Origin of the sequence: Klebsiella sp. Q2 (assembly GCF_009900705.1) — a bacterium.
In the GTDB taxonomy this organism is placed as follows: Bacteria; Pseudomonadota; Gammaproteobacteria; order Enterobacterales; family Enterobacteriaceae; genus Klebsiella; species Klebsiella quasipneumoniae.
This window is the reverse complement of record NZ_JAAABE010000005.1, coordinates 66,806-90,154: the sequence shown is the minus strand read 5'-3', so window position 1 is coordinate 90,154 and position 23,349 is coordinate 66,806. Positions and strand designations below refer to the sequence as shown.

The following is a 23,349-nucleotide window of genomic DNA, read 5'->3' as shown; positions in this document are numbered from 1 at the left end:
GCCCTTTTTTATAGTCACTTTTATATTAACTGCGGGCGGCGACCAGCCGGTCGGCCTGCTCTTTAATCACCGGCCACACCGACTCAATCGCCACATCGGCGACATTCGCTTCTTCACAGACGATCTGCCTCGCTTTGTCATAGCCCGGCGCCCAGATATGATAGCCGGGCAGGCCGGTATCCTTGAGTTTACGTTTGTTATAGACCGCCACCATCGGTTTATCGAAGGCGCGGGCGATATGCACGATCGAGGTGTCCGGCGTAATGACTAAATCACAGCTGCGGATCACCTCCACGGCGGAGTTGATGGTACTGTCGGCGATGTACAGCGCCATATCCAGCCCCAGCTGCTGAATCTTCTCACTGCGCCCCACCATCACGATACAGACCCGGTAAGGCAGAGCATGTAGCCGCTCGACCAGGGTCGCCACCTGATGACGACAGAAGTCTTTATCTTCGGAGGCGGTAAAAGGGTTAATGGCGATGCGCAGTGCGACCTCTCCGGCCTGGGAAAGCAAGCGCGCCACCTTCTCCCGCTCATGGCGGCAGCCGGGGAGATGGTAGTGATACGGGTGGTCGTCAACGACGCCAAAAAGCTTCACCACCTGTTTATAGCGCTGGGAAATATGGCTGTTGCTGTCAAAAAAAGCGATCGAATGATCGTAAAGTTTATAGGGCTCTTTATTAAACCCAATCACGCTGGTCGCCCGTAAATCGGCGAGTAATTTAAAACGTTCATAGCTGGTCACGTCATCAAAATCGATAACCGCATCAAAACCCGCCGCCCGTAACGTATTTAAGGACATGCGTGGTCGATATAAATATACTTGCTCGATGAATTCTGAGCCGGCTAATATTTCGCAGCATATTGGTCCGGTTAACACCGAAACCTGATATCCCCGTTCGGCCAGTATTCTGGCGCAGCCGGTGGTCACCACCATATCGCCGACTTTATCGTCCAGACGCAATAGCAGCACGCGGCGCACGGGGACCGGGTCGAAGGGTTTGCGCGCCGGCTTATTTCTGTATCGATAGTTAATTAAATTAAATTTAATGCCGCGGAAAAAAGCGTTCTTTTTCCGCGTCAATTGTTTAAGGATACGCATACGGTACCTTGAGCTGTGTTAGCGCTGTGTGATTTTCCGCTGGTAATATTCTGCCAACGTCATGCCCTTCACCTGCGGCGCCAGCCAGCTAAAAAAGGCTTCAAGGTCAGCGTATAAACGCTCAATATCCCGTTCATTCTGGAACGTAGGGCTGCCGCCGGGCATATACTCTGAAGAGTGGAGCATATATTCCACGTAGTCATTGCCCTGCGTCAACGTTTGTTCGACGACTTTTTTCATCGTCTCCACATTGCCGCCCATCGGTCGCAGCCAGTGTACGGAGGGGGAACGCACTTTGCCGCGCAGGCGGTCGTAGCCCTGCTTCACGCTGTTCATCCACGCGGAGTGCTTGTACTGAATGCTCATCGGCACTTCCAGCAACGGCGAGTGGCCTTCGCGGCTGATGTCATTTTCATCGAGGAAATAGGCATGCTGCGGGAAGCGGCGATAATCGGTCCCGCCATCGCCCTGCGGCGCCCCCTTGGCGGTCTTCCAGTTCACCCGCGGGGTCACCGAGCAATCCACCTGATAACCGTGCTCCACCAGCAGACGCGCATAGCGCTCGTCAAAGGCCCAGCGCCCGGCGCGATGGCTAACCATTTTGGTCTGGAAGGTGTCCTCCAGCAGATGCGTCATATAGTCGACCTTTTCACGCATCATGGCATCGCTGTATTCAATGAGATAAGGCTTATGCCGCCAGTCGTCGGCGGTCAGCGGCTCGGTCGGCGGGCTGTTCCAGGCATGCAAATGCATACCGACTTCCGCGGTGCCGCGGGCAATCACGTCTCTGGCGAATTCGATATAAAAGGGGTCGATGGCCATTTCATAGTTGGTCAAATAGACCGGTTTAAAGCCATACTTTTCGCAAAGCTGCTGAAAACGCGGGAGATAACGCGCATTCTCGGTGGTGATGCTGTCATGTTTTTGCCAGAGGTTATCGCCCTCTGTATCAATCGTGATGAGAAATGCGGGATTGTGCACGAAAACGTCCTCAGGCCATACGTATCGGGTCATGGTAGAGCAATACAACGCTTCTCTCAATCTGTCTGATCCCCTAGAATCGGAACCCTTATCCTGGATGAAGAACAGAGTATGACGCCTGAAACCCTCTCCCGCAGCCCCTTGAACCCGGCGCGGATCCTGGTCATTAAGCTGCGCCATCATGGCGACATGCTGCTGATCACCCCGCTTATTCACGCGCTGAAACAGCAGTACCCCGCCGCCTGCGTGGATGTCCTGCTGTATGAAGAGACCCGGGATATGCTCGCCGCCAACCCCGATATTCACCAAATTTATGGTCTCGACCGCCGCTGGAAAAAGCAGGGGAAAAAGCATCAGTTGAAGATGCAATGGCAGCTCATTCAGACGCTGCGCCAGCAGCGATACGATATGGTGCTTAACCTTGCCGACCAGTGGCCGAGCGCGATTATCAGCAAACTGACCGGCGCCGCGACGCGGATCGGCTTTGATTTTCCGAAGCGTCGCCACCCGTTCTGGCGCTATTGCCACACCGCGCTGGCCGCCACCCAACAGCATAATCAGCTGCATACGGTACAGCAGAATCTCTCTATCCTCGCTCCGCTCGGTATCCAGTTGAACGACGCGCCGGCGCGGATGGGCTACAGCGAAGCAGACTGGGCCACCAGCCGCGCCCTGCTGCCGGAGGACTTCCGGGATAACTACATCGTCATCCAGCCAACGTCGCGTTGGTTCTTTAAATGCTGGCGCGAAGATCGGATGAGCGCGCTGATCAACGCGCTGTCCGCCGAAGGGTACGCGGTGGTGCTCACCTCCGGCCCCGACGACAGAGAGAAGCAGATGGTGGAGACCATCATCGCCGGCTGCCCGCAGGCGCGGCTGCACTCTTTAGCCGGTCAGTTAACGCTGCGCCAGCTGGCGGCGGTGATCGATCACGCCCGGCTGTTTATCGGCGTCGACTCGGTGCCGATGCATATGGCAGCGGCTCTCGGCACCCCGCTGGTCGCCCTGTTCGGCCCCTCGAAGCTGACCTTCTGGCGTCCGTGGCAGGCGAAAGGCGAGGTGATCTGGGCCGGCGACTTCGGACCGCTGCCCGACCCGGACGCCATCAACACCAACACCGACGAACGTTATCTCGATTTAATTCCTACCGACGCCGTGATCGCGGCGGCGAAAAAGGTACTGGCATGAGTAAATTCAGGCTGGCTCTGGTGCGGCAGAAGTACCGCCCGGACGGCGGCGCAGAACGGTTTGTCTCCCGCGCGCTGGAAGCCCTCGACAGCAGTCATCTGCAGCTGAACGTCATCACCCGCGAATGGCAGGGGCCGGTCAAGCCCGACTGGCAGATCCATATCTGTAACCCACGCAAATGGGGGCGCATCAGCCGCGAGCGTGGGTTTGCCAACGCCGCGCGAGCGCTCTGGCAGCGCGAGTCCTTCGACCTGGTGCAGAGCCATGAGCGTATTCCCGGCTGCGATCTCTACCGCGCCGGCGATGGCGTTCATCGCCGCTGGCTGCAACAGCGCTCGCGCATCTTACCGGCCTGGAAAAGCCGCCTGCTGTTCGCCGACCGCTACCACCGTTATGTGATGAAAGCGGAACGGGAGATGTACGAAGACCCGCATCTGCGCGGGGTGATCTGCAACGCCGAGATGATCAAGCGCGAGATCATTGAAGACTTTGGCCTGCCGGCGGACAAGATCCACGTTATCTATAACGCCATTGATAACCAGTGCTTCCTGCCGCCGGGCGAAGACACCTTTGCCGCCTTACGCGCCAAATGGCAGTTGCCGCTGCAGGCAACCTGCCTGATTTACGTCGGCTCCGGCTTTGAGCGTAAAGGGCTGGCGGCGGCGATCCGCGCCATCGCCCCGACCGATCGCTATCTGCTGGTGGTTGGCAAAGATAAGGATCAGCCGCGCTACCAGGCGCTGGCGAAAAGCCTGAACTGCGAAGCGCGGGTGCGCTTCTTCGGCATGCAGTCGGAGACGCTGCCGTTCTATCAGATGGCCGATGGCCTGCTGCTGCCCACTCTCTACGATCCGTTCCCCAACGTCATCCTCGAGGCAATGGCCTGCGGTCTGCCGGTGATCACCACCACCGGCTGCGGCGGGGCGGAGTTTATCGTCAACGGCCACAACGGTTACGTCTGCGACGCCCTGGATATCCCGGCGCTGCAGCAGGCGGTGATGGCCCTCCCCGCCCGCGCGCTGGGCTCCGTGGAAGGCGACCGCGCCCGCGAGCGCATCATGGCCTGCACCAGCGAGCGCCTCTCCACCCAGCTGCTTTCCCTTTATCAGGATCTGGTGAAATAACGATGCGCATCTTATTTGTGATTGATGGATTGCCCGGCGGCGGCGCGGAAAAAGTGGTCCTGACCCTGGCGGCACAGTTCCTGCGCGACGGCGATCGGGTATCACTCATTTCGCTACGCGACGTCTGCGAGTACCCCTTGCCCGAGGGGCTCGACTACCAGGTGGTGGCCGATCGCTGCCGCAAACCCTGGCGCAAGCTGACCGAGCTGTCCCGCCGCGCCCGCCAGCTGGACGCCGCGGTCATCCGGGCCGAGCAGCAGGGACAATTTGACCTTGTGCTCTCCAACCTGCATAAAACCGACCGCATCGTCGCCCGCAGCCGGGCGCTGCGCGAGCGCAACGTCTGGTTCTGCCTGCACGGCGTCTTCTCGGCCTCTTATCTCGGTCACCGTACCGGCTTTGACCGCTGGATGAAGCAGCAGAAAATTAAGCAGATTTACCAGGGACGCAACGTGGTGGCGGTTTCCGACGCCGTGGGGCGCGATCTGGTGGAAGCCTTCGCCCTGCGCCCGGCGCAGCTGAAAACCATCTATAACCCCTTCGATATCGCCGCCCTGCGCGCAGAAGCGGAAGCCGACAGCGAGCGCCCGGACGGCGACTACCTGATTCACGTCGGCCGCTTCCATCCCGGTAAACGTCACGACCGCCTGCTCGAAGCCTACGCGCAAAGCGGCATTGACGCGCCGCTGGTGCTGTTAGGACAGGGGAAACCGGAGCAAGAGCAACGCCTGCGCCAGCTGGCCAAAACGCTTGAGATTGAAGACCGGGTGTGGTTCAAGGGTTTTCAGAAAAACCCCTTACCGTGGATCAAAGGCGCGCGGATGCTGGTTTTGAGCTCGGATAGCGAAGGATTCGGCAATGTGGTAGTGGAGGCGCTGCTGTTACATACCCCGGTCGCCAGCACCCGCTGTCCCGGCGGCGTCACCGAGATCCTGACCGGCGAACTTGCCCGGGGTCTGGCGGATCTCACCAGTCCGGCGCTGGCTCAGACGATGCAAAGCATTTACCATAACCCGCCGGCCATCGACGATGCCGCGCTGGAAAAATTCAGCGTCGTGTCCATTTGTCAGCAGTACCGTCAGCTGCAGCGCACCTGACGCCGTTAGTTAACCAGGATCGAAGATTTATGAGTCAAACGCCTTTACTGAGCATCGTGGCTGCCGTCTACAACGGTGAGAAATTTCTTGCGCAATTCTTTGAGTGCATTGAACAGCAGCAGCTGGACAGCTATGAACTGATCCTGGTGAACGATGGGTCGACGGACAACAGCCTGGCGGTGATCGCCGAATGGCGGGATCGGCTGCAAAACGTCCAGGTGCTGGAGCAGGAAAACCAGGGCGTCTCGGTCGCGCGTAATACCGGCCTCGCCGCCGCCAGCGGCAAGTACCTCGCGTTTCCGGACATCGACGATAAACTCTATCCGGGCATGTATCGCACGCTGCTGGAAATGGCCGAGAAAGCACATCTCGATGTCGCCACCTGCAACGGCACCTACGTGTACGAAAAGCGCCGCGAGAGCCACCCGATCTTCCCGCTGGATCGCTTGCCCTCGACCGGCGTGTTGCCGGGCCATGTCTGGCTCAAGCAGGCCCTGGACTCGCGGAAATTTCTGCACGTCACCTGGCTCAATATCTATCGCCACGATTTTATCCGCCAGCATCACTTCCATTTCGAGCCCGGCCTGCGCCATCAGGATATCCCGTGGACCACCGAGGCGCTGCTGGCCGCGGAGCGCGTGCAGTACACCAGTCAGCAATTCTATGATTACTACATCCATTCTGAGTCGGTATCGCATAAGCCGGACAACGACGACACGCTGATGCGTTCGGCGCGCCATTACATGAAAATTCTGGAGATGCTGGAGGCGATCAACCAGCGTTACCCGGATAAAGTGCGCCATATCGCCGCCTGTCGCTGGCAGATCGCCAAAGAAGGCCTGGGGATCATCCACACCTTCGACAGCATGAAAGATGAGTCGAAAAAGCATGTTATTATTAAAGAATTCTTCGACCGCGGTATCTGGCGGTTAATCTGGAAAAACGCCTGTACTTTCCGTTTACGCTGGCGCCTGGGACGCCGTTATCTGCGTATTAAGCGTTATCGCCACGCGGGATAGACCAAAAACCCGCTGTTTCCGCCAAAGAGATAGCTTTACGCGGGCTAAATGCTTAGAATTTGCCCGCCAAAACAGAGAACGGATAAATAGTTTGGAATTGCTTTATACCACCCTACTTTACCTTATTCAGCCGCTGGTGTGGCTGCGGCTGCTGCTGCGCAGTCGTAAGGCTCCTGCCTACCGTAAACGCTGGGCGGAACGCTATGGCTTCTGTCAGAACAAGGTAGAGCCGGATGGCATTCTGCTGCACTCTGTTTCCGTCGGCGAGACCTTAGCCGCCATTCCGCTGGTTCGCGCCCTGCGCCACCGCTACCCTTCTCTGCCGATTACCGTCACCACCATGACGCCGACCGGCTCCGAGCGCGCCATGTCGGCCTTCGGCAAAGATGTCCATCACGTCTATCTGCCCTACGATCTGCCCGGCGCCATGAACCGCTTCCTGGACACCGTTCAGCCGAAGCTGGTGATCGTCATGGAGACCGAGCTGTGGCCGAACATGGTGGCCGCGCTGCATAAGCGTAAGATCCCGCTGGTGATTGCCAACGCCCGCCTGTCCGAACGTTCCGCCAAAGGCTATGCCAAACTGGGCGGCTTTATGCGCCGCCTGTTGAGCCGTATTACGCTTATCGCCGCTCAGAATGAAGAAGATGGCAACCGCTTCCTCGCGCTGGGACTGAAGCGCAATCAGCTGGCGGTCACCGGCAGCCTGAAATTCGATATCTCCGTTACGCCAGAGCTGGCGGCGCGCGCGGTGACGCTGCGTCGGCAATGGGCGCCGCACCGCAAAGTCTGGATTGCCACCAGCACCCACGATGGCGAAGAGCAAATTATCCTCCAGGCGCATAAAAAGCTGCTGGAGACCTTTCCGAACCTGCTGCTGATCCTTGTTCCCCGCCATCCGGAGCGCTTCCCTGACGCCCGCGACATGGTGCAAAAAGCCGGAATGAGCTTCACTCTACGCAGCACCGGCGAGATCCCCTCCTCCAGTACCCAGGTGGTCATTGGCGATACCATGGGCGAACTGATGCTGCTCTACGGCATTGCCGACCTCGCTTTCGTCGGCGGCAGCCTGGTGGAGCGCGGCGGCCATAACCCGCTCGAGCCGGCGGCGCACGCCATTCCGGTGCTGATGGGGCCGCATACCTTCAATTTCAAAGATATCTGCGCCAAGCTGCAGCAGGACGATGGCCTGATCACCGTCACCGACGCGAACTCGCTGGTCAAAGAGGTTTCCACGCTCCTGACCGATGAAGACTACCGCCTGTGGTATGGCCGTCACGCGGTGGAAGTGCTGCACCAGAACCAGGGCGCGCTGTCGCGTCTGCTACAGTTACTGCAACCTTACCTGCCGCAGCGGAGTCATTAATGTCTAACCGGCTTTCCGTGGTGATGATCGCCAAAAACGCAGCGGACCTGCTGCCGGATTGTCTGGACTCCGTTAGCTGGGCGGATGAAATTATCGTCCTCGACTCCGGCAGTACTGACAGCACCGTCGAGCTGGCTCGCCGCCTCGGGGCGCAGGTCTATACCCATACCGACTGGCGAGGCTATGGCATTCAGCGCCAGCGCGCGCAGGACTACGCCACCGGCGACTGGGTGTTGATGATCGATACCGATGAGCGCGTCACGCCAGAACTCAGGCAGGCTATTCTTAAGGTACTGGAAGCCCCGCAGCGCGGCGCCATCTACAGCATCGCCCGCCGTAACTATTTTCTCGGACGCTTTATGCGCCACAGCGGTTGGTACCCCGATCGCGTCCTGCGCCTGTACGAACGCGCCCGTTACCGCTATAACGATAATCTGGTCCATGAATCGCTGGATAGCCTGGGCGCCGAGATCATTCCGTTGACCGGCGATCTCCTGCATCTGACGTGCCGCGACTTCGCTGGCTTCCAGCAAAAACAGCTGGCGTATGCCGCCGCGTGGGCTCTGGAACGCCATCAGAAGGGCAAGAAGACCTCGATGGCGGGGATATTCAGCCATACGCTGGGGGCGTTCCTGAAAACGCTGCTGCTGCGCGGTGGGGTGCTGGACGGTAAGCAGGGCTGGTTACTGGCGATGGTCAACGCGCAGTATACGTTTACAAAATATACCGAGCTGTGGGCGCTGAGCCACGGCTACTCGGAGAAAGAGTCATCATGAGCACAAAAGCGATCTATCCGGGTACCTTCGATCCCATCACCAATGGCCATATCGATATTGTCACCCGCGCGGCGAGCATGTTCGATAAAGTGGTGCTGGCTATTGCCGCCAGCCCGAGCAAAAAGCCGATGTTCAGCCTTGATGAACGCATTGCGCTGGCGGAGCAGGCGACGGCCCACCTGGTGAACGTTCAGGTGGTCGGCTTCAGCGACCTGATGGCCAGCTTCGCGCGCGCGCAGCAGGCCAACATCCTGATCCGCGGCCTGCGGGCGGTGGCGGATTTCGAGTATGAGATGCAGCTGGCCCATATGAATCGCCATCTGATGCCCACCCTTGAGAGCGTGTTCCTGATGCCGTGCAAAGAGTGGTCGTTTATCTCCTCTTCGCTGGTGAAGGAAGTCGCGCGCCACCAAGGCGATGTCTCTCATTTCCTGCCAGCCAACGTCCACCAGGCGCTGTTGAATAAGCTGAAGTAACGCATCTGCTGGGGCGTGAGCCACACGGGCTGGCGCTGCGCTGCTGGGCCATCCACACCGGCTCTGTCTCTGTCTTGATGCCAGGTGGCGCTGCGCTTACCTGGCCTACAAACGCCCCGGGTCCGCCAGATGCGCACCCGCAGTTTCGCTGACCTGGCCGACAATCATTCCAGTTCCGGTGACTATTTCTGACACTGGCGGCAATAAAAGGTCGCCCGCTGGGCATGCTTGGTCCCGACGACCGGCGTGCCGCAGATCCGGCAGGGTTCGCCCTTGCGGCCATAGACCTGTAGCTCCTGGGCAAAATAACCGGGCTTGCCATCGCTTTGCAGGAAGTCCTTCAGCGTGGTGCCGCCCTGCTCTATCGAGCGCAGCAGGACCAGCTTAATCACCTTCACCAACTGCTCGCACTCGTCCCGCGACAGCGAGGACGCCAGCCTGTCAGGGTGGATCCCGGCGGAGAACAGCGATTCACTGGCGTAGATATTGCCGACGCCCACCACCAGCTTGTTATCCATCAGCCAGGGTTTGATCGCGGTTTTCTTCTTCGCGCATTTCTGCTGGAGATAGTCGGCGTTGAAGGCATCGCTTAGCGGTTCCGGCCCCAGATGCGCCAGCACCGGGTGGCCTTCCAGCTCTTTGGTCCATAGCCAGGCGCCAAAGCGGCGCGGATCGGTATAGCGCAGGACTTTACCGTTACTCATAACCAGATCAACGTGATCGTGTTTTTCCGCAGGCAGCTCTTCGCTCAGGATGCACAGGCTCCCCGACATCCCAAGATGGACGATGATCCAGCCGTCCGGGAGTTCCAGAAGCAAATATTTGGCGCGACGTCGCACGCTGAGCACCGGAACGTCGCTCAGGCGATAAATCTCTTCGGAAACCGGCCAGCGCAACCGTCCGTTGCGCACGACGGCGTGCAGAATGGTGGCGCCAACCAGGTGCGGCTCAATGCCGCGACGGCTGGTTTCAACCTCTGGTAATTCAGGCATGATTTTCCTCCATTAACCCGGCGTATTGTGCTTCACGGACAGGTGGCTGAAAAGGGAGTGTGTGAAAGCAATATGGGGGAGTTTTAAAAACAAAAAACCCCGCCGGAGCGGGGTTTTTATACAAGGAGGCTAAAATTATTTGATTTTAGCTTCTTTGTAGATAACGTGCTGACGTACAACCGGATCGTACTTTTTCAGTTCCATTTTTTCCGGTTTGGTACGTTTGTTCTTCGTGGTGGTGTAGAAGTGACCAGTACCAGCGGAAGAAACCAGCTTGATTTTCTCACGAATACCTTTAGCCATGATTTATTTCCTCTAAGTACTTAGTACTTTTCGCCACGGGCACGCAGTTCAGCCAGAACTGTATCGATGCCTTTCTTATCGATTACACGCATACCTTTAGCAGATACGCGCAGGGTGACAAAACGCTTCTCGCTCTCAACCCAGAAACGGTGAGAGTGCAGGTTCGGCAGGAAACGGCGTTTAGTCGCGTTCAGTGCGTGGGAACGGTTGTTACCGGTCACCGGACGCTTGCCAGTAACTTGGCAGACTCGGGACATGTCTATTCTCCAAAAATCAAATTAGCTCGAGCTTCGTATGGGGTATTGGCGCCTCGTCAGGCTTTACAGCCTGGTCATCGCAGTTCAATGTGAACTCTCGACTGCCAGGCCCAAATGCCAAACCCGAGATTCTCAAAGGTGGCGTAGTATACGCTGACTCGGCGATGTGCTCAAGTCCCGAACAGACAAAGATCCCGAAGGATCGCCAGTTCGGGGCTAAATCCAGCCACGTTCGGCAAAAGATACATACGCACCGCGGCCGATAACCAGATGGTCAAGCACACGTATCTCCATGAATCGACAACACTTTACCACCCTTTCGGTAATCAGCCTGTCAGCCTGACTCGGCTCCGGACTACCGGAGGGATGATTATGCGCAAGGATCACGGCGGCGGCGTTCACTTTGATGGCTTCGCGTACAATTTCTCGCGGATGCACCTCAACGTGGCTAAGAGTACCAGAAAAAAGGCGGCTATGTTTCAACACGCGGTTCTGATTATCTAAAAAGATCACCATAAAGATCTCGCGCTCCTCTTCCGTCAGCTGGCTTTGCAAAAATTCCCGCGTCATCGAGGGGGTGACCAGCGCGGCCTCCTCAACCAGCTGCGAGCTAAAATAGCGCCGCGCCAGCTCGGCAATCCCCTTCAGTTGCGCATATTTCGCCAGCCCCAGCCCGTCAACGGCAACCAGTTGCGCTTTATCAGCGGAAAGCAGAGCGTAGAGCGAACCAAAACGCTGCAATAACGCCTGGGCGTAGCTCAGCACATCCTGACGGCGTGTGCCAATGCGCAGAAACAGCGCCAGTAGCTCAACATCCGTCAGCGCCTCGATGCCGAATTGCAGCATCTTCTCCCGTGGCATCAGATTTTCCGTTCCGTCCATGCGCCCTCCTGCGTGAATCAGCCTATCCTGGCACAACCTGACGACGCTGCCGACCCGCCGCTTTTCACCCTGCGTAGCCGCTCGCAAAGTGAATGCCCGTCAGAGGCACGACCACGTCAGGATTGTGATAAGATGCGCGGATTCTGGTCTACGGCAACAGGAATACATCATGATGACTCTGGCGGGTAAAAAAATCGTCCTGGGCGTCAGCGGCGGTATCGCGGCGTATAAAACCCCGGAACTGGTGCGGCGACTGCGTGAACGCGGCGCGGAAGTGCGTGTCGCAATGACGGAGGCGGCAAAAGCGTTCATCACCCCACTCAGCCTGCAGGCGGTATCCGGCTATCCGGTTTCCGACAGCCTGCTCGATCCGGCGGCGGAAGCGGCCATGGGCCATATTGAGCTCGGAAAATGGGCCGACCTGGTGATCCTCGCCCCGGCGACCGCCGATTTGATCGCCCGCGTGGCGGCAGGCATGGCCAATGATTTGGTGTCGACGATCTGTCTCGCCACCCCTTCCCCGGTTGCCGTCTTGCCCGCCATGAACCAGCAGATGTATCGCGCGCAGGCCACCCAGCATAATCTGCAGACGCTCGCTTCCCGCGGCCTGCTGCTGTGGGGACCGGACAGCGGTAGCCAGGCCTGCGGCGACGTCGGCCCGGGGCGAATGCTCGATCCGTTAACCATCGTGGAGATGGTTGCACAGCATTTCGCCTCCCCTGTCAAAGATTTGCAACATCTCAACCTCATGATTACCGCGGGCCCGACCCGTGAGCCGTTGGATCCGGTGCGTTACATCTCAAACCACAGCTCCGGTAAGATGGGCTTCGCGATTGCCGCCGCCGCCGCACAGCGCGGCGCGAACGTGACCCTGGTCAGCGGACCGGTATCGCTACCGACACCGCCCTTTGTGCAGCGCATTGATGTCACTACCGCGCTGGAAATGGAAGCGGCCGTCCAGGCCAGCGCTCAGCAGCAGCACATTTTTATTGGCTGCGCCGCGGTGGCGGATTACCGCGCCGCCGCCATCGCCGAAGATAAAATAAAAAAACAAGGTGATGAATTAACAATAAAAATGGTTAAAAACCCGGATATCGTCGCCGGGGTTGCAGCGCTAAAATCGCATCGCCCCTACGTCGTTGGGTTTGCCGCCGAAACGAATAATGTGGAAGAATATGCGCGGCAAAAACGTGCCCGCAAAAACCTCGACCTGATTTGCGCCAACGATGTTTCCCAGCCTAATCAGGGATTTAACAGCGATAGCAACGCATTACACCTTTTCTGGCAGGATGGGGAAAAGCGCTTACCACTTGAGCGCAAGGAACTCCTGGGCCAATTATTACTCGACGAGATCGTGACCCGTTATGATGAAAAAAATCGACGTTAAGATTCTGGACCCGCGTGTCGGCCAGCAATTTCCGCTGCCGACCTATGCCACCTCCGGCTCCGCCGGACTTGACCTGCGAGCCTGTCTCGACGACGCCGTAGAGCTGGCGCCGGGCGCAACCACGCTGTTGCCGACCGGCCTTGCGATTCATATCGCCGATCCCTCTCTGGCGGCGGTGATCCTGCCGCGCTCGGGCCTGGGTCATAAGCACGGCGTGGTGCTGGGCAACCTGGTGGGCCTTATCGACTCCGATTACCAGGGGCAGCTGATGGTGTCCGTCTGGAACCGCGGTCAGCAGAGCTTTGTTATCGAGCCGGGCGAACGTATCGCGCAGATGGTCTTTGTGCCGGTCGTGCAGGCGGAATTTAACCTGGTGGAATCTTTCGATGCCACCGACCGCGGCGAAGGCGGCTTCGGTCACTCAGGGCGCAAATAGGCCCAGCAACACGGAATCTGCATCCCAACGCGCATAATGCAATAACACCACCGCAAACTCTGGTTTGCGGTCGCGTTGTGGATGTCTGCCTGACAAGTGCTTATTTTCAGGGGTATTTTAAAACATGGCAGAAAAGCAAACTGCGAAACGGAATCGTCGCGAAGAAATACTTCAATCTCTGGCGCTAATGCTGGAATCCAGCGATGGTAGTCAACGTATTACCACCGCGAAACTGGCAGCTTCCGTCGGCGTCTCTGAGGCCGCGCTGTATCGCCATTTTCCCAGTAAAACCCGCATGTTTGACAGCCTGATCGAGTTCATTGAAGACAGTCTGATTACGCGCATCAATTTGATTCTGAAAGATGAGAAGGACACGTCCGCGCGCCTGCGCCTGATTGTTCTGTTGATTCTTGGGTTTGGCGAGCGTAATCCTGGGCTGACGCGCATCCTCACCGGACACGCGCTGATGTTCGAACAGGACCGGCTGCAGGGCCGTATCAACCAGCTTTTTGAACGCATCGAAGTGCAGCTGCGTCAGGTGATGCGCGAGAAAAAAATGCGCGAAGGCGAAGGCTACACGCTCGACGAAACGCTGCTGGCCAGCCAGCTGCTCGCCTTCTGCGAGGGCATGCTGTCGCGCTTTGTGCGCAGCGAGTTCAAATACCGTCCGACGGATGATTTCGACGCCCGCTGGCCGCTGGTCGCCGCACAGCTGCAGTAGTTTTCTTTGCATTGCCCGGTAGCGCTCTGCTTACCGGGCTTTTTCGTTACACGCCGTAGGCTTCGCGATAAGCGCGAACGGCGGCCAGGTGTTCCGCCATCTCCGGTTTCTCTTCCAGATAAGCGATCAGCTCTTTCAGGGTTACGATCGAGATAACCTGGCAGCCGTAATCCCGCTCCACTTCCTGAATGGCGGAGATTTCACCGCGGCCGCGCTCCTGACGATCCAGGGAGATCAGCACGCCCGCCAGCTGCGCGCCGTTGGCCTGGATGATCTCCATGGATTCGCGAATCGCCGTACCGGCGGTGATCACGTCATCCACCAGCATGACCCGCCCTTGCAGTGGACTACCGACCAGATTGCCGCCTTCGCCGTGAGTCTTTGCCTCTTTACGGTTAAAGCAGTAAGGCAGGTCGCGGTCATGGTGTTCGGCTAACGCCACCGCGGTGGTGGTGGCGATCGGGATCCCTTTGTAGGCCGGGCCAAACAGCAGGTCGAACTCAATCCCGGAATCCACCAGCGCCTCGGCATAAAAACGGCCCAGCAGAGCCAGATCGCGCCCGGTGTTAAACAGGCCGGCGTTAAAGAAATAGGGGCTCTTACGCCCGGATTTCAGCGTAAACTCGCCAAACTTAAGAACCTGCTTGCTAAGCGCAAACTCAATAAACTGGCGCTGATACGGCTTCATGGATTCGCTCCTCATCTTACTTTTTTACGGTCAAAAAAAAGGCGACTTCTCAGTCGCCTTAAAAACTAATCTGCTAACGCCGCCTTCTGCGTCGTAATAATGGATTCGATCCCCCCTCGGGCTAACGCCAGGAGAGTGAGGAGCTCTTCATGGGTGAACGGCTCGCCTTCTGCCGTACCCTGCACCTCAATGATGCGACCATCTTCGGTCATCACCACGTTCATGTCGGTTTCCGCGGCAGAGTCTTCGATGTACTCCAGATCGCAGATGGCTTCGCCATTAACGATCCCAACAGAGACCGCCGCCACCATCCCTTTCATCGGGTTAGTTTTCAGCTTGCCGGCCGCCACCAGCTTATTCAGCGCGTCGGCCAGCGCCACGCAGGCACCGGTAATAGACGCGGTGCGGGTGCCGCCGTCGGCCTGCAGCACATCGCAGTCGAGGGTGATAGTAAATTCGCCCAGCGCTTTCAGATCAACCGCCGCGCGCAGCGCACGGGCGATCAGGCGCTGAATTTCCATCGTCCGGCCGCCCTGCTTGCCTTTTGCCGCTTCACGCGCGTTACGCGTGTGCGTTGAACGCGGCAGCATGCCATATTCAGCGGTGATCCACCCCTGTCCCTGTCCTTTCAGGAAACGCGGAACGCCTTCGTCAATGGAGGCGGTGCACAGCACTTTGGTATCACCGAATTCAACCAGCACAGAGCCTTCAGCGTGTTTTGTGTAATTACGGGTCAGGGTGACGGGGCGCACCTGGTTGGCGCTACGACCTGCTGGACGCATGATAGAAATCTCCGGCTTGAAACGAATGTGGCTGCGCATTATACGGATTAAAGGCGCTTATTCCTATCCTGATAAGGCCTCGAAAGCTATAATCCTCCCCACTCTCCTTTAAAAACAGGAACGACTATGATCCGCAGTATGACCGCCTATGCCCGCCGTGAAATCAAGGGTGACTGGGGTAGCGCCGCATGGGAGCTGCGCTCGGTAAACCAGCGCTATCTGGAAACGTACTTCCGCCTGCCGGAGCAGTTCCGTAGCCTGGAGCCCGTGGTACGCGAGCGCATTCGCGCCCGCCTGACTCGCGGTAAAGTCGAATGCACCCTGCGTTTTGAACAAGACCCCAGCGCTCAGGGCGAACTCATTCTCAACGAAAAACTGGCTAAACAGCTGGTTAACGCTGCCAACTGGGTGAAAATGCAGAGCGATGAAGGGGAAATCAATCCGGTTGATATCCTGCGCTGGCCGGGCGTGATGGCCGCCAAAGAGCAGGATCTTGACGCCATCGCCGCCGACATTCTGGCAGCCCTTGACGGCGCGCTGGATGACTTCATCGTCGCTCGCGAAACGGAAGGCCAGGCGCTGAAAACGCTTATCGAGCAGCGTCTTGAAGGCGTGAGCGGCGAAGTGGCGAAAGTTCGCGCTCATATGCCGGAAATTCTCCAGTGGCAGCGCGAGCGTCTGGTCGCCAAGCTGGAGGATGCGGAAGTGCAGCTGGAGAATAACCGTCTCGAGCAAGAGCTGGTGCTGATGGCGCAGCGTATCGACGTTGCCGAAGAGCTGGACCGCCTCGAAGCCCACGTGAAAGAGACCTACAACATTCTGAAAAAGAAAGAGGCCGTGGGTCGCCGTCTCGACTTTATGATGCAGGAGTTCAACCGTGAGTCGAACACCCTGGCGTCAAAATCGATCAATGCCGAGGTCACCAACTCTGCGATTGAGCTGAAAGTGCTGATCGAGCAAATGCGCGAGCAGATCCAGAATATCGAGTAACGCGCTCTCGTCTGTTAAAGTCTTTCCGTTCACAAGGCCATGATCAATCATGGCCTTTTTATTTATCTCTACCGCAGGCTGACGATAAGCTGCCGTAAAAAATAGTCGTCCAGTTTTCGGTTGTGGCCAATGAGCACAACGCGGCACAGTCAGGGGAAACACCACTGCGGGAGAAAAGAATGGACTTCAACGCGCTTCACCAGCAAAACCAACCTTTGTTGCTTGCCAACGTCTGGGACGCCAGCAGCGCTCAGGCCGCTCAGCAGGCCGATTACCAGGCGCTGGGAACCTCCAGCGCCGCTATCGCCGCGATGTTAGGCTATAAAGATGGCGAAGAGATGAGTTTTGACGAGCTGTTCTATATCGTCTCACGCATCAAAGCCGTTAGCGAACTGCCGTTAAGCGTCGATTTAGAGGCCGGCTACGGCGCCACAACCAGCCACATTATTGAGAATATTCAGCGTCTGGCGCATCTCGGCGTGAGCGGAATAAACCTCGAGGATAGTCAGGTGGTAAACAACAGGCGTCTTCTTGATGATCCGAAGCGCTTTGCCGTCAAACTGCAGGCAATCACCCGCGCCTGTCCCGGCATGTTTGTTAATGTCCGCACCGATACCTTTCTTCTCGACGTTCAAGATGCGCTGGATCAGACGCTCTATCGCGGTCAACTCTACGCGAACCACGGCGCAGACGGTTTTTTTGTGCCTTGCGTCACCCAAGCAGAGGATATTACCTCCATCGTTCGCCGCGTGCCTTTACCATTAAACGTAATGTGTATGCCTGAGCTGGCAGACTTCAGCGCCTTATCTGCGCTGGGCGTAAGACGTATTTCAATGGGCAATTTTTTGCACGCTGCCACACAGACCAAACTGAAAGACTTATTCTGTCAGGTACAAGCTCATCACTCTTTCTCGGACGTTTTTTTACCATGAAAATTACCGACAGTGTCCAGTGCGATATCTGGTATCAGGCGCTGCTTGAACGCGCAGTGGAATTCACCGGCGTCTTTTTCGTTGGCGTCAAAACCACCGGTGTATTTTGTATCTCGGTCTGCCGGGCGCGAAAACCCAGACGCGAAAACGTCGAATTTTATAATGACGTTAAATCCGCGCTGGATGCTGGATTCCGGCCATGCAAAGTCTGTCGCCCGACGGAGAATGCCCGGACGGCTCCCGCCTTTGTTGAGCAAGCGCTTCGCCTGCTGCGAGAAAATCCGAAGGTTCGCCTCAGCGATAACGAACTACGTCAGCATGATATTAGCCCGGAACGCGTTCGCCGCTGGTTCCTGCAAAATCACGGGATCACTTTTCAGGCTTTTCAACGGATGCAGCGCGTGAATATGGCGCTTCAGGAGCTGAAAGCAGGCCGCTCAACTACCGATGTCGCTTTCGATAGCGGCTACGAATCCTTAAGCGGCTTCGGCTATACCTGCAAAAAATTGACCGGTTCCGCTCCCAGCGCGCAACGCCAGATTGTTTTAATTCATCGCTTTACCACTCCGCTAGGACCAATGTTCGTGTGCGCAACGCAAGGGGGAATTTGTCTGCTGGAATTTGTCGACAGACGAGCGCTGGAGACAGAATTCAGCGACCTGCAGCGACGGTTCGACGCCAGCATCATCGCAGGAGAAAACGCCCACACCCGGCAGGCGCAACAAGAAATAACAGAGTATTTTGCCGGGCAGCGCCAATCATTCGAGGTGGCGCTTGATACGCCAGGCAGTGAGTTCCAGCGAGCGGTCTGGCACAGTTTACAGCGCGTTAGCTTCGGCGAGACGACGAATTATCAATCCATTGCCATGGATATAGGTAAGCCGACGGCCACGCGGGCGGTCGCTTCCGCAAATGGTGCCAATCGTGTCGCCATCATCATCCCCTGTCATCGAATTATCGGCAAAGATGGTTCGATGACGGGTTATGGCGGCGGCATTGCGCGTAAAAAATGGCTTATCAACCATGAGGCAACCATCAGGCAAAATTGCGGCTGATTTTACTTCCAGGATGAATGGCCCTCTCCCGGTTCACTTTCGCTGCAGCTCATTAACCGCTTTCTTATCCAGTACCCGGCAGGTCAAAAACGCCCCTGCCGCGCACAGCAGCGTCGGGGCCAGATAGCTGTGATCCATGTGGGTGAATTCCATCACCAGCACCACCGCCGTCAGCGGCATCTGCATGGAGGCGGCGAGAAAAGCGGCTGCTCCCACCAGGGCGAAACTACTTTCATCTCCGCCGGGGAACCCTGATTGCCAGAGCGCGCAGAGCAGCAGGCTGGCCAGCCCGCCCACCGCCAGCCCCGGGGTTAGCAACCCGCCCTCCGCGCCGCCGCGCAGCACCGCCAGGATCACCACCATCTTCAGCCCTAACAGGATCGCGACCATGGAGAGAGGCAGCCCGTCGCTGAGCGCCAGCTGCATCGGCCCCTTGCCATTGCCCGGTAGCGCAGGGAACCAGAGGCTCAGGACGGCAAGAAGTGAAAACGCCAGCAGACAGAACACTGGCATCTGCCAGTTACTTCGCACGCGTGAACGCGCTGCGTTGGTCGCTTTGCGAAAGAGCCAGGCGCCGGCGCCCAGAATCGGGCCCACCAGAATCGCCCACCAGAGAAAGGTGTGCGGAAGCGCGCTGGAAACAAAATGGTATTGCGATTCATCCCCTAACCCGAGGGTGGCCGTCCAGGCGGCAATCGCCGAGGTCATTATCGCCGCCAGCGTTTTTTCCCAGCTAAACGACAGCAGCATGACCTCGAGGGTGAACAACGCCCCTGCCAGCGGGACGTTATACACCGCCGCCAGGCCCGCGCCCGCCCCACAGGCAATCAGCGTGCGGGTGTCATCCTCCAGCAGGCTCAGCTTACGCGCCACCATCCCCCCTCCCAGCGCGCCCATTTCCCGCGGCGCCACTTCGCGGCCAAGCGGGGAACCCAGCGCTACGGTGACGATCTGCAACAGGGCGTGGATCGTCGTGGTGCCCGCGGGCATGGGGACGGAAGGGTTAGCCGCCGCCGCGGCAATGGAAACCCGCTTCTGCCCATAGCGACCAAGCAGCCACCAGCCAAATCCGGCGACGATGCCGCCGGCCACGATTGCCGCGATGCGACGTGGCCAGGGCGACGCCGTGACGCCCTGTAAAAATGACACCGAACCGACGATCTGCCCGGAACTGTAGCCAAAAGCCAGGTGCTGAATGGCGTGTAAAATCAGTGCCAAAACCATGCCGGACAGACCGGCCAAAATCCCGGTTAATACCACGGCCAACAGGCGAGTCAGAGAATGTTTGCTCCCGGCGGCGACACGCATTTTCTCATCTCCTCGAGAAAGAAAATAAAAGGATAAAGGTCGGGACTTAAACATTAGGTATTCGTAGCGTTTTCAATATAGAAAATCGATCGGGAACAAGTCATTACTTTTTCTAATCTTTAAAAATTCAAAAAATAGAAATCAACCGCCAATTAAAGCCAATTTAATCTATATTGGCATTAGTTTTTCCTAGCCTAACGATTTCACTTTAGAAAATCTCAATCGTGATCCTGCGCACAAATCGTTAACCTGCCGGCCACTGTCTGGGGGGATCTATGCTGCTTCATGTTCTGTATTTAATCGGTATCACCGCGGAAGCCATGACCGGAGCGCTGGCTGCCGGGCGTCGGCGGATGGATACGTTCGGCGTCATTATTATCGCCACCGCGACCGCGCTGGGCGGGGGTTCCGTTCGCGATATCCTGCTGGGACACTATCCTCTCGGCTGGGTGAAGCATCCGGAATACGTCATTATTGTCGCCGTCGCCGCCGTCCTTACCACAATTGCCGCCCCGGTAATGCCGCACCTGCGCCGGCTTTTCCTGGTGCTGGATGCGCTGGGGCTGATCGTATTTTCCATCATCGGTGCGCAAATCGCCCTGGATATGGGAGAAGGGCCGGTTATCGCCTCTATTGCTGCGGTCATCACCGGCGTTTTTGGCGGTGTACTGCGCGATATGTTCTGCAAACGCATTCCGCTGGTCTTCCAGAAAGAGCTGTACGCCGGGATCTCGTTTGCCGCAGCGGTACTCTATATAGCGCTGCAACATTACGTTAGCAGCCACGATGTGGTGGTCCTGGCCACGCTGCTGTTCGGCTTTACCGCCCGCATGCTGGCGCTGCGCTGGAAGCTCGGGCTACCGGTCTTCCACTACACCCACGACGCCCACTAACCGCCTCAAAACCCGGGGATGCGTTGCCCGCTAAGCCATTGCGCCAGCGCCGCCACGTCAGGGTGATGCAGGAAAGCCACCAGCTGTCGGGCTCTGATCGCCCCCACGCCCGGCAGCGTGCGCCATTGCGCTTCACTCTTTGCCGTGAGGAGGCGCCAGTTTTCATTTCCAGGCTGCGCCAGCGCCTCCTGGGGCACCGGGATCCCCATCGCCAGCACCCAGCGTATAAAAGGCCGTTTACGAATAAGATCAAACTGATGCCAGAGGTGCTGCCCACGGGCGGCCGAGATCCCAGGCATCGCCTGCAGCTGCTCCGACGTGAGCGCCAGCCAGGAAAAAAGATGCTCCATCGGGTGCTGCCGCTGAATGACGCGCCATACGTTTTCCCCTACGCCATCGATATCCAGCACCGACTTTGATGACAACCAGACCAGCCGGGAAAGAAACTGTTCGCTGCACTCAGGGGTGGCGAAATAGCAGGTTAGCGCATTGAATTTGGCCGCCGGCGGCGTCGGTTTAAGGCGCTCGGCCATCCGCCAGACGACCGCGTCGATCCGTGGAATACCCTGACCTGCCAGACTGATCTGCAGCTGATCGCCAACCCCAATATCCAGCGCCTGCCAGCGGGCCACAGAGCCAACGTTAACCCGCTGCACGCGTTTGTCATCCAGTCGCTGGGGCTCAAGCTCAGCCACTACGTTGACTCTACCGCTGCGGCCGGTACTGAAATGGATCGCCCGCACCTCCATCACCCGCGATGCCGGAGGATATTTCCAGGCTGCCAGCCATTCGCCCTTTCCCGGTGACCAGACGCGCCCCGCCGGTTCGCGCCCTTCACGCACAATCACGCCATCGCTGACGAAGGGCAGCGGCGAGCGATACCACCGCTGGCGCCACTCCGCCACCTGCTCAACACGCGTCACCGGATGGGTGTATTGTCCGCTGTAGATAAACCCCGCCTGCGCCAGCAGCTTCTGACGACGGCGCATATCCAACGGACCGTCTGGCCAGGCCCAGATAAAAACGTCCAGCTGGCTGAGGGGCGCCGCCGCGTCAGCCCGCATCATCAACCCGGCGACTTTCGCCCGCGCGTTCATTCCGCCAGCCTGCTGCTGAACATGCCCCTCCCGACGCAGAAACAGCTCCCCCTGCAGCACGCTGTTGGCCAGTTCGCCGGTCGTCAGCTTCGCCAGCGCCGGGATCTGCCGCGCTCGGGCGGTCCACAACTCACCGCGCAGGCCATCCCCGCGGCTGATAGCCTGAACCAGATGCCCCTGGCGATAGACCAGGGTTACCGCCACGCCGTCCACCTTAGGCTGTATCCACAGGTCGGTTTTATTTTTCATCCAGCGGGCCAGGCTGGCTTCATCCGCCAGCTTGCGTACGCCGGTATGGGCGACCGGATGACGCGTATCGCCGGTCGGTGGAGACAGACCGTCCTCCTCAGGCGTCGCGCCCGGAAAGCATTGCCGCCACTGCGTCAGGCGCTGGGTGAGCTGGTCGTAAACGTCATCACTCACCTCGCTGGCGCCCTGTCGCCAGTAAGCCTCGTTCCAGGCGTCAATCTGTTGATGAAGACGTGCAATCTCCTGTCTGCCTTTAGCCGGCGGCCAGTCCGGGCACGTCGCCAGCGCGCTGGCAGAGAACATCCCTATCGCCAGCCACCCCCCTCCTTTACGCATTGCAGTTCCCTCCTTCAGCACCTGACGGAGAGTCTGCGGCAGAATACCGGAAACCGCGACGGGGGCTTTTTCACCCTGCGAAGCGCCTTCCAGGATTTGCACCTCGTTGCAGCAACAGCTGGCGAATTCAGGAAAACGGCAGGCAAAATGAAAGAAACAGCGGCAAAAAGTGTGACAAGGACTGCGTCACGCCGCGGCGACGTGTATAATAGGCTCGTATGTAGGACCTCTTTCGATAACCACATACAAAAGACACTCATGGCTCAAGGCACGCTTTATATTGTTTCCGCCCCTAGCGGCGCGGGTAAATCCAGCCTGATTCAGGCTTTATTAAAAACCCAACCGTTGTATGACACCCAGGTATCGGTTTCCCATACCACGCGGGCGCCGCGTCCGGGTGAAGTGCACGGCGAACACTATTTCTTCGTGAATCACGACGAATTCCGCTCGATGATTGGCGAAAACGCGTTTCTGGAACATGCAGAGGTCTTTGGCAACTATTACGGCACGTCGCGTAAAGCGATCGAGCAGGTGCTGGCGACCGGTGTTGATGTCTTCCTCGATATCGACTGGCAGGGCGCGCAGCAGATCCGTAAAAGCATGCCGGGCGCACGCAGCATTTTTATTCTGCCGCCGTCAAAAGATGAACTGGACCGTCGCCTGCGCGGCCGCGGCCAGGACAGCGAAGAGGTGATCGCGAAACGAATGGCCCAGGCCGTTGCGGAAATGAGCCATTACGCCGAGTATGATTACCTGATTGTGAATGATGATTTTGACACCGCCCTGAGCGACCTGAAAAATATCATCCGCGCTGAACGTCTGCGCATGAGCCGCCAAAAGCAGCGACATGGCGCTTTAATCACCAAACTATTGGCAGACTGAACCCACATTCAGTATCATGCCCAGTCA

General features: G+C 57.9%; 25 protein-coding genes. 15 read left to right on the top strand and 10 right to left on the bottom strand.

The features are described from left to right. Positions 1–25: 25 nt before the first annotated feature. Positions 26–1,105 (bottom strand): glycosyltransferase family 9 protein, encoded by a 1,080-nt coding sequence (locus tag GT756_RS19365; protein ID WP_057212694.1) that lies wholly within the window; start codon positions 1,103–1,105, stop codon positions 26–28. An 18-nt stretch (positions 1,106–1,123) separates the two neighbouring features. Next, entirely contained in the window at positions 1,124–2,086 is a 963-nt protein-coding gene (locus GT756_RS19360) for a polysaccharide deacetylase family protein (protein ID WP_012540311.1), read from the bottom strand. 111 nt (positions 2,087–2,197) lie between these two features. Here GT756_RS19360 and rfaQ point away from each other — a divergent pair, with 111 nt between their 5' ends. The 7 genes from rfaQ to coaD all read left to right on the top strand — a co-directional run bounded on the left by rfaQ (position 2,198) and on the right by coaD (position 9,132). Then, positions 2,198–3,274: a putative lipopolysaccharide heptosyltransferase III gene (rfaQ, locus tag GT756_RS19355; RefSeq protein WP_017900048.1), complete on the top strand. Its 1,077-nt coding sequence runs from the start codon at positions 2,198–2,200 to the stop codon at positions 3,272–3,274. Beyond that, positions 3,271–4,398, top strand: a complete 1,128-nt coding sequence (locus GT756_RS19350; RefSeq protein WP_065903755.1) for a glycosyltransferase family 4 protein — start codon at positions 3,271–3,273, stop codon at positions 4,396–4,398. The genes rfaQ and GT756_RS19350 overlap by 4 nt, the downstream gene beginning before the upstream one ends. A 2-nt stretch (positions 4,399–4,400) precedes the next feature. Then, positions 4,401–5,495, top strand: coding sequence for a glycosyltransferase (locus tag GT756_RS19345; RefSeq protein WP_017900050.1), 1,095 nt, complete (start codon positions 4,401–4,403; stop codon positions 5,493–5,495). 29 nt (positions 5,496–5,524) lie between these two features. Beyond that, positions 5,525–6,514, top strand: coding sequence for a glycosyltransferase (locus GT756_RS19340; protein ID WP_004205064.1), 990 nt, complete (start codon positions 5,525–5,527; stop codon positions 6,512–6,514). Positions 6,515–6,605: 91 nt separating this feature from the next. Next, positions 6,606–7,880 carry a lipid IV(A) 3-deoxy-D-manno-octulosonic acid transferase gene (gene waaA, locus GT756_RS19335; RefSeq protein WP_004205065.1) on the top strand — a complete coding sequence of 425 codons (1,275 nt, stop codon included), beginning with the start codon at positions 6,606–6,608 and terminating at the stop codon, positions 7,878–7,880. Continuing rightward, the gene (locus tag GT756_RS19330; RefSeq protein WP_064150995.1) at positions 7,880–8,656 is read left to right on the top strand and encodes a glycosyltransferase family 2 protein; all 777 of its coding nucleotides are present in this window, start codon (positions 7,880–7,882) and stop codon (positions 8,654–8,656) included. Before waaA ends, GT756_RS19330 begins: the two co-directional genes overlap by 1 nt. After that, entirely contained in the window at positions 8,653–9,132 is a 480-nt protein-coding gene (coaD, locus tag GT756_RS19325) for a pantetheine-phosphate adenylyltransferase (protein ID WP_004205067.1), read from the top strand. The genes GT756_RS19330 and coaD overlap by 4 nt, the downstream gene beginning before the upstream one ends. Positions 9,133–9,314: 182 nt before the next feature. Here the strand turns inward: coaD and mutM are convergent, their stop codons facing one another. The 4 genes from mutM to radC all read right to left on the bottom strand — a co-directional run bounded on the left by mutM (position 9,315) and on the right by radC (position 11,566). Beyond that, the gene (gene mutM / locus GT756_RS19320; protein WP_160125008.1) at positions 9,315–10,124 is read right to left on the bottom strand and encodes a bifunctional DNA-formamidopyrimidine glycosylase/DNA-(apurinic or apyrimidinic site) lyase; all 810 of its coding nucleotides are present in this window, start codon (positions 10,122–10,124) and stop codon (positions 9,315–9,317) included. Positions 10,125–10,259: 135 nt separating this feature from the next. Then, positions 10,260–10,427 (bottom strand): 50S ribosomal protein L33, encoded by a 168-nt coding sequence (rpmG, locus tag GT756_RS19315; protein ID WP_002922510.1) that lies wholly within the window; start codon positions 10,425–10,427, stop codon positions 10,260–10,262. A gap of 20 nt (positions 10,428–10,447) precedes the next feature. Then, entirely contained in the window at positions 10,448–10,684 is a 237-nt protein-coding gene (gene rpmB / locus GT756_RS19310) for a 50S ribosomal protein L28 (protein WP_000091955.1), read from the bottom strand. Between the two features lie 216 nt (positions 10,685–10,900). Next, a complete protein-coding gene (gene radC / locus GT756_RS19305; RefSeq protein WP_017900054.1) occupies positions 10,901–11,566 on the bottom strand; it encodes a DNA repair protein RadC in 666 nt (221 codons plus the stop codon). 172 nt (positions 11,567–11,738) lie between these two features. On the opposite strand from radC, the gene coaBC reads away from it, so the two are divergent. The 3 genes from coaBC (at position 11,739) to slmA (ending at position 14,110) form a co-directional block, all read left to right on the top strand. Continuing rightward, positions 11,739–12,953, top strand: coding sequence for a bifunctional phosphopantothenoylcysteine decarboxylase/phosphopantothenate--cysteine ligase CoaBC (gene coaBC / locus GT756_RS19300; protein ID WP_004205070.1), 1,215 nt, complete (start codon positions 11,739–11,741; stop codon positions 12,951–12,953). Then, positions 12,931–13,389 (top strand): dUTP diphosphatase, encoded by a 459-nt coding sequence (gene dut, locus GT756_RS19295; protein ID WP_017900056.1) that lies wholly within the window; start codon positions 12,931–12,933, stop codon positions 13,387–13,389. Before coaBC ends, dut begins: the two co-directional genes overlap by 23 nt. A gap of 124 nt (positions 13,390–13,513) precedes the next feature. Beyond that, positions 13,514–14,110, top strand: a complete 597-nt coding sequence (slmA, locus tag GT756_RS19290) for a nucleoid occlusion factor SlmA (protein WP_004205072.1) — start codon at positions 13,514–13,516, stop codon at positions 14,108–14,110. 46 nt (positions 14,111–14,156) lie between these two features. Here slmA and pyrE read toward each other — a convergent pair whose 3' ends face one another. Continuing rightward, entirely contained in the window at positions 14,157–14,798 is a 642-nt protein-coding gene (pyrE, locus tag GT756_RS19285; RefSeq protein WP_004205073.1) for an orotate phosphoribosyltransferase, read from the bottom strand. Between the two features lie 65 nt (positions 14,799–14,863). After that, entirely contained in the window at positions 14,864–15,580 is a 717-nt protein-coding gene (gene rph, locus GT756_RS19280; RefSeq protein ID WP_023319338.1) for a ribonuclease PH, read from the bottom strand. 126 nt (positions 15,581–15,706) lie between these two features. On the opposite strand from rph, the gene GT756_RS19275 reads away from it, so the two are divergent. The 3 genes from GT756_RS19275 to GT756_RS19265 all read left to right on the top strand — a co-directional run bounded on the left by GT756_RS19275 (position 15,707) and on the right by GT756_RS19265 (position 18,557). Beyond that, positions 15,707–16,570: a YicC/YloC family endoribonuclease gene (locus GT756_RS19275; protein WP_004205076.1), complete on the top strand. Its 864-nt coding sequence runs from the start codon at positions 15,707–15,709 to the stop codon at positions 16,568–16,570. A 179-nt stretch (positions 16,571–16,749) separates the two neighbouring features. Further along, on the top strand, positions 16,750–17,502 hold the full coding sequence (locus GT756_RS19270) for an isocitrate lyase/phosphoenolpyruvate mutase family protein (protein ID WP_160125037.1): 753 nt from the start codon (positions 16,750–16,752) through the stop codon (positions 17,500–17,502). Continuing rightward, complete coding sequence (locus tag GT756_RS19265) at positions 17,499–18,557, top strand: bifunctional transcriptional activator/DNA repair enzyme AdaA (protein WP_043522736.1); 1,059 nt, start codon at positions 17,499–17,501, stop codon at positions 18,555–18,557. The genes GT756_RS19270 and GT756_RS19265 overlap by 4 nt, the downstream gene beginning before the upstream one ends. 33 nt (positions 18,558–18,590) lie before the next feature. Here the strand turns inward: GT756_RS19265 and GT756_RS19260 are convergent, their stop codons facing one another. Continuing rightward, positions 18,591–19,865, bottom strand: a complete 1,275-nt coding sequence (locus GT756_RS19260) for a chloride channel protein (protein ID WP_043522738.1) — start codon at positions 19,863–19,865, stop codon at positions 18,591–18,593. A 275-nt stretch (positions 19,866–20,140) separates the two neighbouring features. Here GT756_RS19260 and GT756_RS19255 point away from each other — a divergent pair, with 275 nt between their 5' ends. Further along, on the top strand, positions 20,141–20,758 hold the full coding sequence (locus GT756_RS19255; protein WP_002922654.1) for a trimeric intracellular cation channel family protein: 618 nt from the start codon (positions 20,141–20,143) through the stop codon (positions 20,756–20,758). Between the two features lie 5 nt (positions 20,759–20,763). Here GT756_RS19255 and ligB read toward each other — a convergent pair whose 3' ends face one another. Next, positions 20,764–22,440 carry an NAD-dependent DNA ligase LigB gene (gene ligB, locus GT756_RS19250; protein ID WP_043522741.1) on the bottom strand — a complete coding sequence of 559 codons (1,677 nt, stop codon included), beginning with the start codon at positions 22,438–22,440 and terminating at the stop codon, positions 20,764–20,766. Between the two features lie 258 nt (positions 22,441–22,698). Here ligB and gmk point away from each other — a divergent pair, with 258 nt between their 5' ends. After that, on the top strand, positions 22,699–23,322 hold the full coding sequence (gene gmk, locus GT756_RS19245; protein ID WP_002922664.1) for a guanylate kinase: 624 nt from the start codon (positions 22,699–22,701) through the stop codon (positions 23,320–23,322). Positions 23,323–23,349 lie beyond the last annotated feature (27 nt).

What these genes read in the sequence shown, in the direction of transcription:
- GT756_RS19365 (WP_057212694.1), bottom strand. Translation starts at nt 1,105, where the DNA reads ATGCGTATCCTTAAACAATTGACGCGGAAAAAGAACGCTTTTTTCCGC.
- rfaQ (WP_017900048.1), top strand. Translation starts at nt 2,198, where the DNA reads ATGACGCCTGAAACCCTCTCCCGCAGCCCCTTGAACCCGGCGCGGATC.
- GT756_RS19350 (WP_065903755.1), top strand. Translation starts at nt 3,271, where the DNA reads ATGAGTAAATTCAGGCTGGCTCTGGTGCGGCAGAAGTACCGCCCGGAC.
- GT756_RS19345 (WP_017900050.1), top strand. Translation starts at nt 4,401, where the DNA reads ATGCGCATCTTATTTGTGATTGATGGATTGCCCGGCGGCGGCGCGGAA.
- GT756_RS19340 (WP_004205064.1), top strand. Translation starts at nt 5,525, where the DNA reads ATGAGTCAAACGCCTTTACTGAGCATCGTGGCTGCCGTCTACAACGGT.
- GT756_RS19330 (WP_064150995.1), top strand. Translation starts at nt 7,880, where the DNA reads ATGTCTAACCGGCTTTCCGTGGTGATGATCGCCAAAAACGCAGCGGAC.
- coaD (WP_004205067.1), top strand. Translation starts at nt 8,653, where the DNA reads ATGAGCACAAAAGCGATCTATCCGGGTACCTTCGATCCCATCACCAAT.
- mutM (WP_160125008.1), bottom strand. Translation starts at nt 10,124, where the DNA reads ATGCCTGAATTACCAGAGGTTGAAACCAGCCGTCGCGGCATTGAGCCG.
- rpmG (WP_002922510.1), bottom strand. Translation starts at nt 10,427, where the DNA reads ATGGCTAAAGGTATTCGTGAGAAAATCAAGCTGGTTTCTTCCGCTGGT.
- rpmB (WP_000091955.1), bottom strand. Translation starts at nt 10,684, where the DNA reads ATGTCCCGAGTCTGCCAAGTTACTGGCAAGCGTCCGGTGACCGGTAAC.
- radC (WP_017900054.1), bottom strand. Translation starts at nt 11,566, where the DNA reads ATGGACGGAACGGAAAATCTGATGCCACGGGAGAAGATGCTGCAATTC.
- coaBC (WP_004205070.1), top strand. Translation starts at nt 11,739, where the DNA reads ATGACTCTGGCGGGTAAAAAAATCGTCCTGGGCGTCAGCGGCGGTATC.
- dut (WP_017900056.1), top strand. Translation starts at nt 12,931, where the DNA reads ATGATGAAAAAAATCGACGTTAAGATTCTGGACCCGCGTGTCGGCCAG.
- slmA (WP_004205072.1), top strand. Translation starts at nt 13,514, where the DNA reads ATGGCAGAAAAGCAAACTGCGAAACGGAATCGTCGCGAAGAAATACTT.
- pyrE (WP_004205073.1), bottom strand. Translation starts at nt 14,798, where the DNA reads ATGAAGCCGTATCAGCGCCAGTTTATTGAGTTTGCGCTTAGCAAGCAG.
- rph (WP_023319338.1), bottom strand. Translation starts at nt 15,580, where the DNA reads ATGCGTCCAGCAGGTCGTAGCGCCAACCAGGTGCGCCCCGTCACCCTG.
- GT756_RS19275 (WP_004205076.1), top strand. Translation starts at nt 15,707, where the DNA reads ATGATCCGCAGTATGACCGCCTATGCCCGCCGTGAAATCAAGGGTGAC.
- GT756_RS19270 (WP_160125037.1), top strand. Translation starts at nt 16,750, where the DNA reads ATGGACTTCAACGCGCTTCACCAGCAAAACCAACCTTTGTTGCTTGCC.
- GT756_RS19265 (WP_043522736.1), top strand. Translation starts at nt 17,499, where the DNA reads ATGAAAATTACCGACAGTGTCCAGTGCGATATCTGGTATCAGGCGCTG.
- GT756_RS19260 (WP_043522738.1), bottom strand. Translation starts at nt 19,865, where the DNA reads ATGCGTGTCGCCGCCGGGAGCAAACATTCTCTGACTCGCCTGTTGGCC.
- GT756_RS19255 (WP_002922654.1), top strand. Translation starts at nt 20,141, where the DNA reads ATGCTGCTTCATGTTCTGTATTTAATCGGTATCACCGCGGAAGCCATG.
- ligB (WP_043522741.1), bottom strand. Translation starts at nt 22,440, where the DNA reads ATGCGTAAAGGAGGGGGGTGGCTGGCGATAGGGATGTTCTCTGCCAGC.
- gmk (WP_002922664.1), top strand. Translation starts at nt 22,699, where the DNA reads ATGGCTCAAGGCACGCTTTATATTGTTTCCGCCCCTAGCGGCGCGGGT.